The 18111-nt window shown below is 39.3% G+C and carries 14 protein-coding genes; 10 read left to right on the top strand and 4 right to left on the bottom strand.

The features are described from left to right. The first annotated feature begins 24 nt into the window (after positions 1-24). The 9 genes from ytpR to ccpA all read left to right on the top strand — a co-directional run bounded on the left by ytpR (position 25) and on the right by ccpA (position 10546). Positions 25-633, top strand: coding sequence for a YtpR family tRNA-binding protein (ytpR, locus tag AC0VYO_RS16315; RefSeq protein WP_475367811.1), 609 nt, complete (start codon positions 25-27; stop codon positions 631-633). A gap of 195 nt (positions 634-828) precedes the next feature. Then, positions 829-3651 carry a DNA translocase FtsK gene (locus AC0VYO_RS16310; protein WP_475367810.1) on the top strand — a complete coding sequence of 941 codons (2823 nt, stop codon included), beginning with the start codon at positions 829-831 and terminating at the stop codon, positions 3649-3651. A gap of 145 nt (positions 3652-3796) precedes the next feature. After that, a complete protein-coding gene (locus AC0VYO_RS16305) occupies positions 3797-4894 on the top strand; it encodes a nicotinate phosphoribosyltransferase (RefSeq protein ID WP_430245897.1) in 1098 nt (365 codons plus the stop codon). A 193-nt stretch (positions 4895-5087) separates the two neighbouring features. Further along, positions 5088-6392 (top strand): UDP-N-acetylmuramate--L-alanine ligase, encoded by a 1305-nt coding sequence (gene murC, locus AC0VYO_RS16300; protein WP_475367809.1) that lies wholly within the window; start codon positions 5088-5090, stop codon positions 6390-6392. A 225-nt stretch (positions 6393-6617) separates the two neighbouring features. Further along, complete coding sequence (locus tag AC0VYO_RS16295) at positions 6618-7058, top strand: DUF948 domain-containing protein (protein ID WP_194219246.1); 441 nt, start codon at positions 6618-6620, stop codon at positions 7056-7058. 14 nt (positions 7059-7072) lie between these two features. Next, positions 7073-7489 (top strand): YtxH domain-containing protein, encoded by a 417-nt coding sequence (locus tag AC0VYO_RS16290; RefSeq protein WP_194219247.1) that lies wholly within the window; start codon positions 7073-7075, stop codon positions 7487-7489. A gap of 105 nt (positions 7490-7594) precedes the next feature. Next, on the top strand, positions 7595-7930 hold the full coding sequence (gene ytxJ / locus AC0VYO_RS16285) for a bacillithiol system redox-active protein YtxJ (RefSeq protein WP_475367808.1): 336 nt from the start codon (positions 7595-7597) through the stop codon (positions 7928-7930). A gap of 142 nt (positions 7931-8072) precedes the next feature. Then, complete coding sequence (locus AC0VYO_RS16280) at positions 8073-9173, top strand: bifunctional 3-deoxy-7-phosphoheptulonate synthase/chorismate mutase (protein ID WP_283153869.1); 1101 nt, start codon at positions 8073-8075, stop codon at positions 9171-9173. A 362-nt stretch (positions 9174-9535) separates the two neighbouring features. After that, complete coding sequence (gene ccpA / locus AC0VYO_RS16275) at positions 9536-10546, top strand: catabolite control protein A (protein WP_226614743.1); 1011 nt, start codon at positions 9536-9538, stop codon at positions 10544-10546. A gap of 27 nt (positions 10547-10573) precedes the next feature. Here the strand turns inward: ccpA and AC0VYO_RS16270 are convergent, their stop codons facing one another. Genes AC0VYO_RS16270 through AC0VYO_RS16260 form a run of 3 tightly spaced genes read right to left on the bottom strand, consistent with a single transcriptional unit; the run spans position 10574 to position 13021 of the window. Continuing rightward, positions 10574-11722, bottom strand: coding sequence for an acetoin utilization protein AcuC (locus AC0VYO_RS16270; protein WP_475367807.1), 1149 nt, complete (start codon positions 11720-11722; stop codon positions 10574-10576). Next, a complete protein-coding gene (locus tag AC0VYO_RS16265; protein ID WP_430245890.1) occupies positions 11719-12366 on the bottom strand; it encodes an acetoin utilization AcuB family protein in 648 nt (215 codons plus the stop codon). Before AC0VYO_RS16265 ends, AC0VYO_RS16270 begins: the two co-directional genes overlap by 4 nt. Positions 12367-12388: 22 nt before the next feature. Beyond that, on the bottom strand, positions 12389-13021 hold the full coding sequence (locus tag AC0VYO_RS16260) for a GNAT family N-acetyltransferase (RefSeq protein WP_194219253.1): 633 nt from the start codon (positions 13019-13021) through the stop codon (positions 12389-12391). Positions 13022-13186: 165 nt separating this feature from the next. Here AC0VYO_RS16260 and acsA point away from each other — a divergent pair, with 165 nt between their 5' ends. Beyond that, positions 13187-14902: an acetate--CoA ligase gene (gene acsA, locus AC0VYO_RS16255; RefSeq protein WP_475367806.1), complete on the top strand. Its 1716-nt coding sequence runs from the start codon at positions 13187-13189 to the stop codon at positions 14900-14902. Positions 14903-14945: 43 nt separating this feature from the next. Here the strand turns inward: acsA and AC0VYO_RS16250 are convergent, their stop codons facing one another. Continuing rightward, positions 14946-18080 (bottom strand): transglycosylase domain-containing protein, encoded by a 3135-nt coding sequence (locus AC0VYO_RS16250; protein ID WP_475367805.1) that lies wholly within the window; start codon positions 18078-18080, stop codon positions 14946-14948. Between the last annotated feature and the right edge of the window lie 31 nt (positions 18081-18111).

Here is an 18111-nt window from a genome sequence, read left to right as displayed (position 1 = left end):
TTTGATAAAAGGAGTACATGGACAATGAACATGTTTTACAATAAAGAAGGCGTTGGAGATACTCTAATCGTTACTTTAGGAAGTACTGAACGAGAAGATAAAGCAGTTCAGCGCAAAGAGAATATTGCACGTATTTATAGTAAAGAAACGAATAAAACTATTGGCTATAATCTATTTCATTTTTCACAAATCCAGGAGTTAACAAGCTCAGGTGTCGTTGAGGAAAGCGAAGAGCTTGTTAATGCTGTCAATCGGGCCATCCAAGCTAACGGATTTGATGATGAGCTTGTGTACGATGGTTCCCCTAAGTTTGTTGTGGGTTATGTCGAGGAAATGGAAAAGCATCCGAATGCTGATAAATTAAATATTTGTCAGGTGAACGTAGGACAAGAAAAGCTCCAAATCGTTTGTGGTGCTCCAAACGTCGACAAGGGGCAAAAGGTGGTCGTTGCGAAGGTTGGAGCCGTCATGCCTTCTGGTATGATCATAAAGGATGCGAGCTTGCGAGGAATTGAATCAACTGGAATGATTTGCTCAGCAAAAGAACTTGCACTACCAGATGCTCCTCAGGAGAAAGGGATTCTGGTCCTTCCAGAGGATCATGAAATTGGTACGGAATTTAAGGCCTACTAGAAATTTTTCTAGTAGGTTTTTTCTTTCTATAAAATTGGGAATAAGGAATATTGAACCTATTTTTGCGGTTTTAGACGAAGAACCTGTTTTTTTTACGAAAGATTTTAGAAACAGCCTTACAATGATAGGGGAGTTTCCGATAAAATAGAAGAATAAATCGACCTAAAAGGGCTTAATTAGAAAAGGTGATAGTAGTTGGATAATAATTGGATAAAAAAAGCGTGGAATAAATTATTTGACCTTGATGAGGAAGAAGAACCTCAAAGAAAGGAAACAGATGTTAAAGAAACAAAATCGTTAAAAGACCGACCTGATCGAAAACACTCCATTGGGCGGATGGAAAATGCGAATCGGAAGAATGAAGCAAGGATTGTTCACCAATACCCAAGAGAAGGGAACTTTCGATTCCCTCTTATTCCGGATCATTCAAATAACCAAAAGAATAAAGAAGGGAGAAAAGAAGTCCAACGCCATCAAAGTGAACAGATTCCTACGAAAAAACCTAAGGCTGAGAATCGTAATCAGAGCATCACTTCTCCGAAGAAAGATGGCGCCTCCAGCAAAACGACGAGGGATGGGCTTTCAGAAAACAACGGTTCAGTAACAAATAAAAAGTTCTCAGGTGTGAATTTCAAACCATCTCAAATCCCATCACCTATTTATGGTTTTAGCAAACGTCCTGTTACTGAAAAAATGGAAGAAGAAGTAAAAAAATCGCATCCAAACAATCGATATACATCACTCGATAAAAGTGACGTAATTGAAAAACTTATCCAGGAACCTGAGCCTTATTCACTAAGCGAAGGGAACGGCATACTGACGGATTCAGATCAAGTTACTCAAGGTGTCGATCAGCAAGAGACTGAGGCCTTTAGCGTGGAAGAAGAAACGACAAGCAAGGCAATTGTTAATGAAGAAGAAAGAGAAGACAATAGAGAGGTCTTCATTTCTGATAAGAACAACTTTGAAGTTAACAGCGATGCTTCCTTACCTCTTGAGACAGAAAAAGAGAGTGAGCAACCTACTGAAGCCGAATTGGAAATCAGTCAGCCTGAGAAACAGTGGGAGCAAATAGAAACTTTCACTGAAGATGTAACATTAGAAGAAACAACCGACCTTCAAAAGAACGATATGTTAGAAGAGGAAAGCGAAGAGAAATCTGAGTGGACTGCTGATTATGAAGTGACAGATGATATAGAAGAGGACTTTATCATTTCAGATGAAGATTTTATTGTTGAGCATCAAAATGAGGAACAGACAGCTATTGAAGAATCACCAGAACCAGAACCAGAACCAGAACCAGAACCAGAACCAGAACCAGAACCAGAACCAGAACCAGAACCAGAACCAGAACCAGAACCAGAACCAGAACCAGAACCATCTAATCAACTCGAAGTAGAACAGCAGTTTCAGCGAGAACAAATAGAAGAATCAATTGAGGAGTCGTCTCAACATCTTGAACATAAGGAGAAAAATGTTCAAGAACAATCCGGACGGGATTCCGCTCGACCAAAGCCGCAGGTTCCTTACAATGTAATGATGCTTGCGAATGACCGACGTCATTTAACAAAAAAACCAGGCAGTGGAGCAGAATATAAACTTCCTCCTATTTCACTTCTTGATATCCCTCCTCGCAATGAAGGTAATGACGAGCAGTGGCTTGAAGAGCAAAGGGAACTATTGGAGCTAACCCTTTCAAACTTTAATGTACAGGCTAAGGTAGTAGGGGCAACAATGGGGCCGACGGTTACCCGTTTCGAAGTGCAGCCAAGTCCAGGAGTTAAGGTGAATAAGATTACGAATTTAAGTGATGACATTAAATTAAGTCTAGCAGCTAGAGACATAAGAATGGAAGCACCGATACCTGGAAAGAATGCAATAGGAATTGAAGTGCCAAACCCTACGAGTAAGCCTGTATTTATTCGGGAGATTGTTCGAAGTGGAGCATTCCAATCTGAAGGTTCACTATTAAATGCGGCGCTCGGTTTTGACATTGCTGGGGAAGCAAAAATAACTGATATTCAAAAAATGCCTCATGGTCTTATTGCGGGTGCTACAGGGTCTGGTAAGAGTGTATGTATCAATTCGATCTTAGTGAGCTTATTGCTTAAAGCAAATCCTAATGATGTAAAGATGATGTTAATTGATCCTAAAATGGTAGAACTTGCACCATATAATGGCCTGCCACATCTAGTCACACCAGTTATTAATGATGTGAAAGAAGCTACTACTGCTTTAAAGTGGGCAGTGGATGAAATGGAAGAGCGTTATGAGAAATTTGCGGCAGCTGGTGTTCGAGATATCAAGCGATATAACGAGCGAGCGATAAACCACGGAGAACCTCAGCACAAACTACCATACATTGTCATTGTGATTGATGAACTCGCTGATCTAATGATGGTTTCACCACAGGACGTTGAGGATGCGATTTGTCGAATTGCACAGAAAGCAAGAGCTTGTGGGATTCATCTACTAGTGGCAACGCAAAGACCGTCAGTTGATGTAATTACAGGGCTTATTAAAGCGAACATCCCTACACGTATTGCTTTCTCTGTATCTTCGCAAATTGATTCTAGAACAATCCTTGATACAAGTGGCGCTGAGAAGCTTCTAGGAAAAGGCGATATGCTTTGTTTGGAGAATGGATCCTCGAAACCAGTTCGATTGCAAGGTAATTTTGTTTCGGACGAAGAAATTGAGCGAGTGACATCCTACGTACGTAAGCAGCGGAAGCCGAATTATTTGATCAAAAAAGAAGATTTAATGAAGAAGCAGCAGTACGATGATCAGGAAGATGAATTGTTTGAGGAAGCGTGCATGTGGGCACTTGAACAAGGTCAGGCTTCTTCTTCTGCACTGCAACGTCGTTTCCGAATAGGATTCAATCGAGCGGCAAGACTAATTGAAATGATGGAAGAACGTGGATTAGTATCTGAAGCTATGGGAAGCAAGCCTAGAAGTATTTTAATGACGAAAGCTGATTTTGAAGAAACATTCCTAAAAGATATGCACGTATAGTGCATATCTTTTCTACTTGTTTTATAGAGCCAGGTTCTATATGATAAGTAGTGTTAAGCTAATGTTAAATTATAGTCAGATAAGTGAATGGTTGAACATAGAGAGCTCACATTCGAATGACGAAACTACTTGAAGGAGCCCCATTATGAAGGAAATTGAACTTAAAATGCAAGGCAAAATAAAAAGGCTTACGAACCGAACCTTTAAATTTGATGAGCGTGTAGGCGAAGGCTGGTTTTCAGCTGTTTACTTCCTAAAGACATGCGAAATTGTGGAAGAGTTCAAGCCGGACAATATTGTGACAATGCAGTTCTTTCAAAAACATGATGCCGTTCTTTGTGGTTCAGATGAAGCAATTGCACTCATAAAAACCTTTGCGAAGGACCCTGAATCGCTTGAAATAGAGTCGCTAAAGGATGGGGATAAAATCTCTCCATTTGAAACGGTTTTGAAAATTAAAGGGCCATATCAAAACTTCGGTTTTCTCGAAGGAATTATTGATGGTATTCTGGGCAGAAGAACATCCGTCGCGACGAATGTTTATCATGTAGTGAAAGCAGCACGATCATCAGGTATCCAAAAACCGGTTATTTTCATGGGCGATCGTGATGATCATTATACTCAACAAGCGGGTGACGGGTATGCTTCTCATATTGGGGGGTCTACTGCACAGGCAACCCATGCGATGAATGAATGGTGGGGAAAAAGAGGAATGGGAACTATGCCTCATGCCTTAATTCAACTTTTTAAAGGTGATGTTGTTGAAGCATCAAAAGCTTATTATGCGAAATACCCTGAAGATGAATTGATTTCTCTTGTTGATTACAATAATGATGTTATTACGGATTCGTTACGTGTAGCAAGGGAATTTGGCAAGACGTTGAAGGGTGTTCGAGTTGATACCTCTCGTACGATGGTTGATCAGTATTTTTGGCGTAATCCTGATGTTCTAGGGACGTTCGATCCAAGAGGGGTTAATGCAGAACTGATTTTTGCACTTAGAGATGCCCTTGATAAAGAAGGCTTCGAGCATGTGAAAATTGTAGTAAGCGGCGGTTTTACGGAAGAAAGAATTCGAACGTTTGAATCTCAAAACGTTCCTGTTGATATTTATGGTGTTGGAAGTAGTTTGCTTAAAGTAGACATTGGATTTACAGGAGATAATGTCATTCTTGATGATAAAGCAGAAGCTAAAGCAGGCAGAAAATATCGACACAACCCGCGTTTAGAGCGTGTTGAATAAGCAAAAAAGACAGGAACAAAATCCTGTCTTTTTTGCGCCCGTAGTGCCAAATTACTTTGATGAATTATATTGGAGACCTGTCTCTTTTTCTGCTATAATGTAGTATTGAAAAGAAAAGCAGCGCATACTTGTAATGGCATCATATACTAAAAAAGGTTACGCGGAGAAGAAATGAAAGTGTGGAGGTTCTGAAATGACTATATATCACTTTGTTGGCATTAAGGGATCCGGGATGAGCGCTCTAGCACAAATCCTTAGCGATATAGGATACAGTGTACAGGGTTCAGACGTAGAGAAACGTTTCTTTACACAGGAGGCTCTTGAACAAAAAGGTATTACTATTCTTCCATTTGGAGAAGAAAATATTAAAGAAAATATGATTATTATCGCCGGCAATGCATTTGATGATCAGCATGAAGAGTTAGTGCGAGCAAGAGAAATGAACCTTCCTGTTTATCGCTACCATAAATTCCTTGGAGATTTTATTCAAAAATTCACTAGTATTGCTGTAACAGGCTCTCATGGTAAAACATCAACAACTGGTTTGTTGTCTCATGTTGTTGGGGCAGCAGAACCGACATCGTATCTTATCGGAGATGGTACTGGTAAAGGCGTAAAGGACAGTCAGTATTTTGTGTTTGAAGCATGTGAATACCGTCGTCACTTTTTATCTTACCAGCCTGATTATGCGATTATGACAAACATCGATTTTGATCACCCAGATTATTTTTCAGATGTTGATGATGTCTTTTCGGCATTTCAGGAAATGGCAATGCTTGTGAAGAAGGGTATTATTGCTTATGGTGATGATTCTTACCTTCAGCAAATCCAAACAAAAGTACCAGTCGTATTCTACGGCTTTGATGATCAAAACGATTTTCAGGCAACCAATATTAAAATTGATGAACATGGGACAACATTTGATGTTCATGTTCGTGATGATTACTATCGTACATTCCAGATTCCGATGTACGGGAAACACAATGTGCTGAATGCTTTATCTGTCGTTGCTCTTTGTCACTATGAAAATCTTTCAGGAGATGCAGTAGCTGCTCAACTTGCAAACTTCAAAGGAGTTAAGCGTAGATTTACAGAAAAAGTCGTTGATAACCAGGTACTAATTGACGATTATGCGCATCATCCAACTGAAATTAAAGCAACTATAGAATCAGCACATCAGAAGTATCCAAATCGTGAAGTTGTGGCCATTTTCCAACCTCACACGTTTACAAGAACAAAGACGTTCCTAAATGAATTTGCAGATGTGTTAAAAGAAGCAGATGTTGTTTACTTATGCGACATCTTTGGATCGGCACGGGAAGATGCAGGTCAGTTATCGATTGATCAACTGATTGAAAAAATCCCTAATGCTCACATGATCTCTGAAGATTCCATTCAGCAGCTTAATGACCATGATAAAGGAGTACTTCTTTTCATGGGAGCCGGTGATATTCAGAAATATCAAGAAGCATATGAGACCGAAAAAGCGTCTATTTAAGCGAGAAGGCTCCTTGAGCCTTCTTTTTTTTACTATTCTCCTGATAGAGAAGAATGAGAATGTGTTATAAAAAAAATTAAAAAAGGAATAATGAAACTTGTAACGAATTAATTATGGTGTAGGGTAGTAAAGTAGACTCATTTTTCGTTCGTATGTGAAATGACAAACTTGTGTTTACGAAAGAGGAATGAAGGGAAGAGATTCAGAAAAGGGAGGTGCCAGCACATGGAGATTATTTTGTATTTAAGTGTAGCTATTATTGCGATTGCATTTGCAGTTCTTGTTTATTTCGTAGCCCAAACTCTCAAATCCTTGAAGGATACGCTGAGTAATACGGCGAAAACACTTGATAGCCTTGAAAAACAAATGAATGGTTTAACAACTGAAACTACTGCACTGTTACATAAGACTAATTTGCTTGCAGAAGACATTCAGGGGAAATCTGAAGCTCTGGATACTGTTTTTGTACAAGTAAAAGAAGTTGGAACATCACTTGGAAAGATGAATCATTCATTAAGAAATATTTCTGGAAAAGTAACAGATGAGGCAGAGCGTCAATCTGAACAAGTTACAAAAGTCGTTCAGTGGGGAAATGCTGCCATGCAAATATGGCAAAAATGGCAAGTTAAGAAGAAAGCCACAGATCAGTACGTTGATTCAAAATAATAGGAGGTATTTATATGTCGGATAACAACATTAACACAAAAGATTTTATCATTGGTTCACTTATTGGTGGTATCGTTGGAGCAGCGGCTGCACTACTTTCAGCACCTAAATCAGGTAAAGAACTTAGAAGTGATCTAAATCAACAAGCTGGAGCAGTGAAGGAAAAGACTTCTCAATTCCGTGATTCTGCAGTAGAACGTAGCACAGATTTTGCTAACCGTGCTAAAGAAAAATCTTCAACAATTTACAAGCAAGTATCGGATCAATCGAATAACATTGTTTCAAAGATTAAAGATCGTAATCTTGAAACAGAAGAAAATAGTGATCTGCATACTCAGGCAGATGCTGACGTTGAGAGCTTCCAACAGGATCTTAGCGATCATTTCTCTGAAGAAGAACCAGCTTCAATGGAGAATCCTACTAAGTCCTAATTTGTTATATAGAAATGAAAAAGAAGAAGCATAATGCTTCTTCTTTTTCATTTCCTGTAAACTTCTTTATAATGAATTTATAGCAATTTGAAGGGGGATAAACTTATGGCCATTACAAAAATAACTACATCAGAAGATTTCAAACGCATCAAGGAATCTAATAATCAATTTCTATTATTTAAAAATAGTACAACTTGCCCAATAAGTGCTCAAGCTTTTGAAGAATTTCAGAAGTTTTCCGAGGGCGTGTCAGAAGACGTGTATTATTTGAACGTGCAGGAATCACGTCCTTTATCAACTGAAATTGCTGACTCATATGGAGTAAAGCATCAGTCGCCACAAGCGCTAGTGTTTAATGAAAATGAGGTTGTATGGAATGATTCACATTGGAGAATCACTAATACCTCGTTATCGGATGCTGCGAAAAAATATTTAAAGTAAACGGCTTTATAAAGCCGTTTTTCTTTTACTGACATGGTTTAATGCTTAAAAGCGTTTAAGAATTAAAAGAAAAGTAGTGACATTTTATTTTTCATCGTATATAATAACCCTAATCACTTAAACAGATAGGAGTGGAGATATTATGGCTAATATCCAAATTGATGAGTTGAGAGAGAAATTAGACGAGATTAACCTGCAGCTGCTTGATTTAATTAATGAGCGTGCTGAAGTGGCGAAAGAGATAGGTAGAGTAAAGAAAGCACAGGGGATTAATCGTTTTGACCCTGTTCGGGAACGTAAGATGCTTGATTTGCTTACAGAGAAAAATGGTGGGCCTTTTGATAATTCCACTCTTCAACATATATTCAAGGAAATTTTTAAGGCAAGCCTTGAGTTACAGGAAGACGATCATCGTAAGGCGCTTTTAGTTTCAAGAAAACGCCAACCCGATAATACGGTTATTGATATTAAAGGCGAAAAAGTTGGAGATGGCGGGCAAGTTCTTATTTCAGGACCTTGTGCTGTTGAAAGCTATGAGCAAGTTGCTGAAGTAGCGAGGGCTGTTAAGAAGCAAGGATTTAAAATGCTTCGTGGTGGAGCTTTCAAACCACGTACATCGCCATACGACTTCCAGGGTCTTGGAGAAGAAGGATTAAAGATTCTTAAACAAGTTGCTGATGAGTACGATCTAGCTGTAGTCAGTGAAATTGTAAACCCTGCAGATATTGAAACAGCAGTTAAGTACGTTGATGTAATTCAAATCGGAGCACGTAACATGCAGAACTTTGAGTTACTTAAAGCGGCAGGATCCGTTGATAAGCCGGTTCTTCTAAAAAGAGGTTTATCTGCGACAATTCAAGAATTCATTAATGCGGCAGAATACATCGTATCGAACGGTAATACACAAGTAATGCTTTGTGAACGAGGAATTAGAACTTACGAAAAAGCAACGAGAAACACGTTGGATATTACAGCAGTTCCAATTCTTAAACAGGAAACTCATTTGCCAGTTCTAGTTGACGTAACGCATTCAACTGGACGCAAAGATCTTCTATTCCCTGCAGCAAAAGCAGGTCTAGCTATTGGAGCAGACGGTATCATGGTGGAAGTTCATCCAGACCCAGCTGTAGCTCTTTCCGATGCGGCTCAGCAGTTAGATATTCCACAATACGAACAATTTGTTAAAGATCTAAAAGCAAGTGGTTTATTCAATCCAGCGAAAGCTGCGCCTTCTACTTTATAAGTAGAAGGTTTTTTTCTGTGTATGATGTATGAATCCTCAACCTGATGTTCCTAAGTGGCTTGGGTTCTATTGGAATAAAAGAACGTAAGAGTGTTATCATATATAAAGATGGAAGCAAATACGACAGATTTATGATTTAGTCTTTGAAAATTTACGCTTATATAAAGCAAAAAGCGACTAAATATGCTATCTTTAATACAGTATCTAATTGTGAAATAACCTACATAATCATAATAGCAGGTGTTTCACAGCTAATAGTGGTTTATTAGTGTGAGTCGATATAGGTTTTGGTTTGCAGTCAAACGGATAGTATCGTATCATTAAATAAATTAAAGTCCGTAAGAGCATGAAGGAGGATCATCGTGAATACAACGATTTATGACGTAGCGAAAGAAGCAGGAGTATCAATGGCAACTGTATCAAGGGTTGTGAATGGCAACCCTAATGTTAAGCCTGCAACAAGAAAAAAGGTATTAGAGGCGATTGAAAGACTTGGATACCGTCCCAATGCTGTAGCAAGAGGTCTTGCTAGTAAAAAAACGACGACTGTCGGAGTTATCATCCCTGATATTTCGAGTATTTTCTTTGCTGAGCTTGCTCGCGGTATTGAGGATATTGCTACAATGTACAAATATAATATTATCTTGAGTAACTCAGATCAAAATAAAGAAAAAGAAATTCATCTTCTAAATACGATGCTTGGAAAACAGGTAGATGGAATTGTGTTTATGGGCGGTAAAATTACAGAAGAACATGTTGAAGAATTTAAGCGCTCACCTGTTCCGATTGTTCTAGCAGCAACCCTAGAAAAGGGCCAGGAGATTCCGTCAGTTAACATTGATTATCAAAAAGCTGCATATGAGCTTGTGACTAGCTTTATTGAAAAAGATCATAAAAAAATTGGACTTGTTAGTGGTCCATTAGAAGATCCAATTAACGGTGAAGAAAAGTTTCTTGGTTACCGAACAGCTTTAGAGGATGCAGGTATGAAAGTTGATGAAGATTGCGTTGCAATTGGCGACTATACGTATGACTCAGGTATTGAAGCAATGGAAGGGTTTCTTGAACTAGATGAGAAGCCAACAGCTATCTTTGCAGGTACGGATGAAATGGCACTAGGCGTTATTCACGCTGCACAGGACAACGGTTATAACGTTCCGGAAGATTTCGAGGTCGTTGGATTTGATAACACAAGACTAGCAACGATGGTTCGACCAACGCTTTCAACCGTTGTTCAACCTATGTACGATATTGGTGCTGTTGCCATGCGTCTTCTTACAAAATTAATGAATAAAGAAACAGTAGAAGAACAAACGGTTGTTTTACCACACCGTTTGCAACATCGTAATTCAACTACTCATAATCAAGATTAAAAAAACGAGCCTAGGCTCGTTTTTTTATTAATTTACTATTTGATAAAGCGCTCGTTCGCAAGTTAGTTTGTTTTTTTCTGTGATTTCCTGTTTCCTTGGAATGGGCTCATACAAATCAGCTTTATCATGCCAATTCTCTGGAAGAGAAAGTGGTGAGAGTGGGGCCCACCTTTCAATCCATTGTTTTGGTAGGGCACCGGCTACTGATAGCCCTTTCATTTCTAACCAAATTCTTGACCAAGCGCGTGGTACAACACGCCAGATATCGTAACCACCCCCGCCAACGGCAATCCATTTTCCATCACAATACTCATGAGCTAATTGGTGTGCTAGTTTTGGAATGAACTCATAGCTTTTCATGGAAACAGAGAGATGTGTTAACGGATCATAATAATGAGCATCTGCACCATTTTGAGTTAGGATTACATCAGGCTTGAAAAAATCGATTACTTTTCGAAACGAATCCTCGTACACTTCCTGAAATGATTCGTCCTCTGTAAAAGCGTCAATCGGAATATTAAATGAAAACCCATATCCTTTTCCTTGACCTTTCTCATTAATATTTCCTGTTCCAGGAAATAAATAGCGTCCCGTTTCATGGATAGATAGTGTGCAAACATCAGGATCGTCGTAAAAAGCCCACTGCACACCGTCTCCGTGATGGGCGTCAGTATCAACATAAAGGACCTTTGCACCGTATTTTTGTTTCATGTATTCAATGGCGATTGAACTGTCATTATAGATGCAAAAGCCTGATGCTTTACCTCGGAAACCGTGATGGAGTCCTCCGCCTATGTTAAGGGCATGATCAGACTTTCCTGTCATAACTGCATCAACTGCAGTCAGCGTTCCCCCAACAATAAGAGCACTAGCTTCATGCATGTTCGGAAAGATTGGCGTATCTTCTGTTCCAAGACCGTAGTTAGCTGCAACAGAGGATGCAAGGTTTCCTTTACTAGCTTTTTTTACAGCTTCTATGTAGGCTGGGTCATGAATAAGAGCAATCTCACTATCGGTTGCAATCCGAGGAGGGACCACTTCTTGATCATTTAAAGCATTTATTTCGGTAAGCAAGTCCTGTGTGAGCTTAACACGTATATGATTGAAAGGATGATCGTCACTGAATTTATAATTTAAATAGTCTGAGGAATATACAAAAAGGGAGTCGCACTTCATTTTTGAACACCCGGCATATTTGGCCAGAGAACCTCATAACCTTCATTTTTAATATCGTTTACAACGGAAGTGGGATTCATCGTTTGTATTCGAAAAACGATATTTTTGAATTTTTCATTGTGACTACACGGGTAGACTAGAACGCTAATAATGTTAACATTGCGCTTTTTAATGATTTGGGTAATATCGGCCAATTGTCCTGACACATTTTCCACCTGTACTTCAATATGTGAACTCGGCTGGTGTGCCCCTGTCAAAAGGATTAACGTATGTAACATATCCGTTTCAGTAACCATTCCGATTACTTTTCGGTTTTCAACAATCGGAATCGAACTAATGCGCTGCTCATAAAAGATCGTAGAAATTTCTTCTACAAAATCCAATGGGTGAGCTGTAATGACGTCTTTCTTCATAATAGAGGAAAGAGGAGACTGTAACACTTCCTTGTTTGGATTTGAGTCAAGAATTGATGGACTAGCATCTTTAATATCTCGATCTGATATAATGCCAGTGAGCTCTCCTTCGCTATTTACGATAGGGAGATGGCGAATGTTTTTTTCTCTCATCATTTTAATGGCATCCGCAATGGTTTGGTTCTCTTCAAGTGAAAATACATTTTGATTCATAATTTCTTCAATGACCAACTTGGCTCACTCCTTTGCAATCTTAATACATGAAGCGATTATGGAATCGCAGGCGATCAAACGCTTGAACAGAGTCCTGGTTAATTCTTGTCCCAATTCTAGCCATTAAGCAATTTGCAGGATGAGAGCTTATTTCAGGATCATCCGTTGCATACCACTCAAGACCTCCTGCATTCATCATTTTCTCCATCACTTTACGATAATCCCAAACTGATAAACCTGTTCCTTTAAGGTCCCAATGCCAATAATACTCGGTAGTTATGACGATGTAATCATTCATTGCATCGTCCATAAATGACGTTTTGAGAAGGCTTTTGCCGACTTTAGCATTACGGTACTTTGGAATAACTTCAATCGCTCCTAATTCAATTAAATCTTCCATATTGCCTTCTGACCAACGCTCAAGTGGGTCTGGATATAAAAATGTGACATAGCCTACAATGGTTTCTCTTTCCCTAGCCACAATGATACGGCCTTCAGGCAGACCTGCTATTTCAACCAGTGCTTTATGCTGTTGTTCCGGTGGGCGAAATGCGACAAGGTCCTTATGTAAATGATAGGATGCCAGGCGATCTGGAGTAATTGGTCCTTCAATAATAAGTTTTCCATGCGGGGTGTTCTTCTCGATTGCATTATACGTTTTACGATGTTCCATCTAGTCACCACCTTTTAATAATGGTCTCAGTTCTTATTATACATGAAACGCGATAAATGTAAGGGGTTTCAATGTTATTTTTTGAAGTTTTGTCATTTGTTAAAAAATTAGGAATTTATGTTATACTATCAGTGAAAGACATGAAGGAGAAGGAGGAGATTACTTATGGAATTGAAACCGCTTTCTGCTACATTGGGTAATCATAATTTACAGGATTATGAAGCTACATATGAGAATTTTGATTGGAAAGACGTGGAGAAAACATTTACCTGGAGTGAGACAGGTAATGTCAATATGGCCTACGAAGCAATCGATAGGCACGCTGAGTCCGATCGTAAAAACAAAGTAGCTCTTTATTTTTATGACCCAACACGAGATGAGAAGTATACGTACAGTGAGATGAAATCAATGAGTAACAAAGCAGGTAACGTTCTAAAAAAAGTGAATGTCGAAAAAGGAGATAGGGTCTTTATTTTCATGCCAAGATCTCCTGAGCTATACTTCATTCTACTCGGAACGCTTAAGTTAGGTGCGATTGCTGGCCCACTTTTTGAAGCCTTTATGGAAGGTGCAGTAAGGGATCGTCTTGAGGATAGTGAAGCAAAGGTACTTGTTACAACACCTGAGCTACTTGAGCGCGTTCCGGTTGATGAGCTTCCTAATCTCGAAAGTGTTGTGCTAGTAGGAAATAACGTTAAAGAAGAAGGTCCTTATATAGACTTTTATAAGCATTTTGAATCAGCAGAAAAGAAGCTTAAAATAGAATGGGTTGACCGTGAAGATGGTATGATTCTCCATTACACATCAGGTTCAACTGGTAAGCCGAAAGGCGTACTTCATGTTCATAATGCGATGATACAACACTATCAAACGGCGAAATGGGTACTTGACTTAAAAGAAGATGATGTCTACTGGTGTACAGCTGATCCAGGTTGGGTAACGGGGACGTCATATGGCATATTTGCTCCATGGCTTGCTGGAACGTCGAACGTCATTCGTGGTGGTCGTTTTAGTCCAGAAGATTGGTACGGTACGATTGAAAAATATGAAGTAACTGTATGGTATAGTGCTCCTACTGCATTTCGTATGCTTATGGGTGCGGGAGATGAGATCGTTAAGAAATTTGAACTTTCATCTTTACGTCATGTACTAAGCGTAGGAGAGCCATTAAATCCTGAGGTTATTAAATGGGGTAACAAAGTTCTTGAACGGAGAATTCATGATAACTGGTGGATGACAGAAACGGGAGCACAGCTAATCAGTAATTATCCATCAATGGAAATAAAGCCAGGATCAATGGGCAAACCAATTCCAGGCGTGCACGCAGCAATCGTAGATGATCAAGGAAATGAACTTCCTGCAAATCGAATGGGGAACCTTGCGATTAAAAAAGGCTGGCCATCAATGATGCGAGCGATTTGGAATCGTCCTGAAAAATATGAAAGCTATTTCTTAAAAGGAGACTGGTACGTATCTGGTGATTCAGCTTATAAAGATGAGGACGGATACTTCTGGTTCCAGGGGCGAGTCGATGATGTTATTATGACTTCGGGTGAAAGAGTTGGTCCATTTGAAGTTGAAAGTAAACTAGTCGAACATAGTGCTGTTGCTGAAGCTGGGGTTATTGGGAAACCGGATCCTGTGCGAGGTGAAATTATTAAAGCCTTTATTTCACTTAGAGATGGTCATGAACCGTCTGATGAGTTGATGGAAGAGATAAGAAATTTCGTTAAAAAAGGACTTGCAGCTCATGCAGCACCTCGAGAAATCGAATTTAGAGATAAGCTTCCGAAAACGAGAAGTGGTAAGATCATGCGTCGCGTATTAAAGGCGTGGGAGCTGGATTTACCAACTGGCGATTTGTCTACAATGGAAGATTAAGTAATAGAAAACAGCCTGCAGCATAATGCTGCAGGCTGTTTTTTTACTGGTCGTTATTGCTTGTGTTGCCGTCGGTGCTGTTTGAATTATTTCCGCTGTCAGCACCATTTGTAGGATTACTATTTCCATTGTTATTTCCATTACCGGAGTTGTTATCATTTGCATTTTCACCGGTGTTGGTATTCCCTTCATTTGAAGATGAATCTTCTGAGTTGCTGGATTCATCACTCTCATTATCGGAGGGAGCATTATTTTCGTTCTCTTCATTATCAGAAGCTTCATCATTTTCTTCATCTGTTGAAGGTTCTGCTTCTTGTTTTTTCTCAGGTTTTGGCTCTGGTTTATCAGACCAATCTCCATTTGTTACTTTAGCCGATGGTCCCGATTCATTCCCAGCTACATCAACTGCTGTTACGTAATAGGCATATGCACCAGAAGGGATGTTGAATGAGCTACCATCAGATGCTTTTACGCTTCCAAGCTTCGTAAATGAACTACTACCGTTCGAAGCGCGATAAATACGATAACCAACAATATCACTCTCACCTGAAGCACCCCAATTTAGTGAAGAGCCACTTATTGAAACGCCACCAACTGCGCCAGGTTTTTTCCCATTTTCTGAAGCAGTTTTTCCTTCTGAAACGATATTTAAATCACTAAATCCAGAAGGGAGAAGCTTTGAAATATCAACTCCTGAGAAGTAATCCTCTTTAATCATGACTCCGCTGGATACAAACTCTTCTGGAGTGGAACTAAGTGCTTGATAGGTCTTACCATTCATGATGACATAACGTCCTTGAGTGAGACTGTCATCCACTTCAGTTGGTACATACTTTGCGTTGAATAGATCAGTTTTGACAAGTCCGGCTTTCTGACAGAGATCAGAGGCGAGCTTTCCAGATATACCACAGAACGAACGTCGCACAATACCCGTTGGCATTTTGAATGATTCTTCTGGATCCATTATTTCTGGTTTTTTATCATAAGCGGCATTAGCAAATAGTGCCCATAAGTTTTTGTTTCTGTTGGCATATTGACTATCCATGCTAATTTGTTTGTCATATCCAGTCCATACACCTAGTGAAACATTAGGATTGACTGCTACAAACCATGAATCATAATAATTTTGTCCAGTTCCTGTTTTTCCTGCCCAATCAGAAGCGAATTTTAATTTCCCTGGAATGTCTTGGGCAGTACCCTGGTTAACTACATCACGCATCATATCGATTGATAGATAGGCAGTTTGAGGACTGAAAACATCCACTGGTTCTGGTTTTTGTTCGAAAATGGTGTTTCCATCGCGGTCAACTATTTTATCAATTAAATAAGCATCAACAAACTTTCCTCCATTAGCAAACGTGCCAAATGCGTTGGTATTCTCTTCGACACTTACTCCCCGTTGTAGCGCACCAATTGCCATTGAAGGATTGGTTCGATCATCAAGAGTCATTGTACTAAAGCCCATCTTCACCAAATAGTCGGTTGCGTCCACTGGGTTCATTTTATTATAAACTCGAACAGCTGGAACGTTATAAGACCTTTCCAACGCTTTACGTGCAGTTACAAGACCATGGTAGTTTGATGAATAGTTACCAGGATTGTATCCATCTTGAATTGGTAAGTCTGGCACAATATAGCCAGGCTGAACTTTTCCCATTTCCATTGCCGGGGCATAGTCAAGCAATGGTTTCATTGTAGAACCGTTTGATCGATAGGCGTCTGTAGCATGGTTAAGTTCTTCTTGCGCGAAATCCCTTCCACCAACAAATGAAAGAATTTTTCCAGATTCATTTTCGATGAGGATACTACCTACTTGCATAGGAAATTCTTTATTTTCAAGCTCTCCAGTTTCAGGATTTTGCACGGAGAGGGTTTTAGCACTTTGGAAATAGCTTCCGTTTTCTAGCACTTTATCTCTTGCAGCATTCATAGATTCATAAATATCTTTGTCAATTGTAGTATAAATTTTATATCCATTTTTGCGAAGCTCTTTCTCTGCATTACTCATAAATTCAAGGAATACATCTGAATTTTCTTGAACTTCTTCCCATTTCAAATCCATTTTCTTGGCTATTTCCGTTGCAGATCTACCAGTAACGTTAGCATCATAAGTGATTTGATTGTAATAGTCTACACTCTTCGAAAGTTCCTTCCCGTCATATCCTTCTTCATTCGCGATCTGCTCGGCAAGAACTCGCTTCGCACGATCTTCAATCTCAAATGTAAGGTAAGGGTATTTTTCTACTGGCGAAGGCGAAGACTCAGCTAGATTTTTTTCAATATCGTATTCTAGCGCTTTGTTATACTCTTCTTCAGTGATTGTTTCTTCTTCATACATACGATATAGAACAAATTCCATCCGATCGATTCCAGCTGAAAGATCCTTCTTTACCTCACCCGAATTTGTAAAAGGGGTGTATGTATAAGGGTTTTTGGGAATACCTGCAATGAATGCAGCTTGAGGCAAATTTAAATCACTAGCATTTACACCAAATATGCCCTGTGAGGCTGCTTGTACGCCCGCAATATTATTACCGGAAGCATTTCGTCCATAAGGAACGATATTAAGGTATGCTTCTAGAACTTCTTCTTTATTAAAGAAATTTTCGAGTCGAAGAGCGAGTAGCATTTCTTTTGCTTTTCGTTCGAAAGAAACTTCTCTTGTTAGAATCTGGTTCTTAACTAACTGTTGTGTTAATGTACTACCACCGCTTCGATCATCTGAATTGGTGACTTCTTGAAGAACGGCACGTCCAATTGCTTTTGGAACAATACCATCGTGATCGAAGAAATATTCATCTTCTGTGGAAATAACTGCTTTTTGTAGAAGAGGAGAAACGTTTTTTAACTCAACCTCTTTTCGCTCAATATCAGAACGAAAGTTACCAAGAAGAACATCACCTGCAAAATATACCTCACTGGTTTCTTCATAGTTATAAACGTCTCTCTTCATCTCATCGTAAGAGCGAATCGGTTCATCTTTAACAAGTGATGCGAAATATCCTGCACCAACACCACCGGCGAAAATAGTGCCCATTAGACCTAGCACGATAAAAATAAGAAATAAATTCCAAGTCACTTTGTAGGCGATCCTGGACCCGGTTAAGATGTTATATTCTTGTAATCTATCAATGAACGCGTTCCACTTCTGCCTGATAGAAGAAAAAAGCTCTCGCATTCCTATACCCCCTCAAATTAATCCTGTTTAT

Source organism: Anaerobacillus sp. 63XJN7_4_ISO-PGPR-S23-413 (genome assembly GCF_056173725.1).
This window is presented reverse-complemented; position numbering and strand designations above follow the sequence as displayed.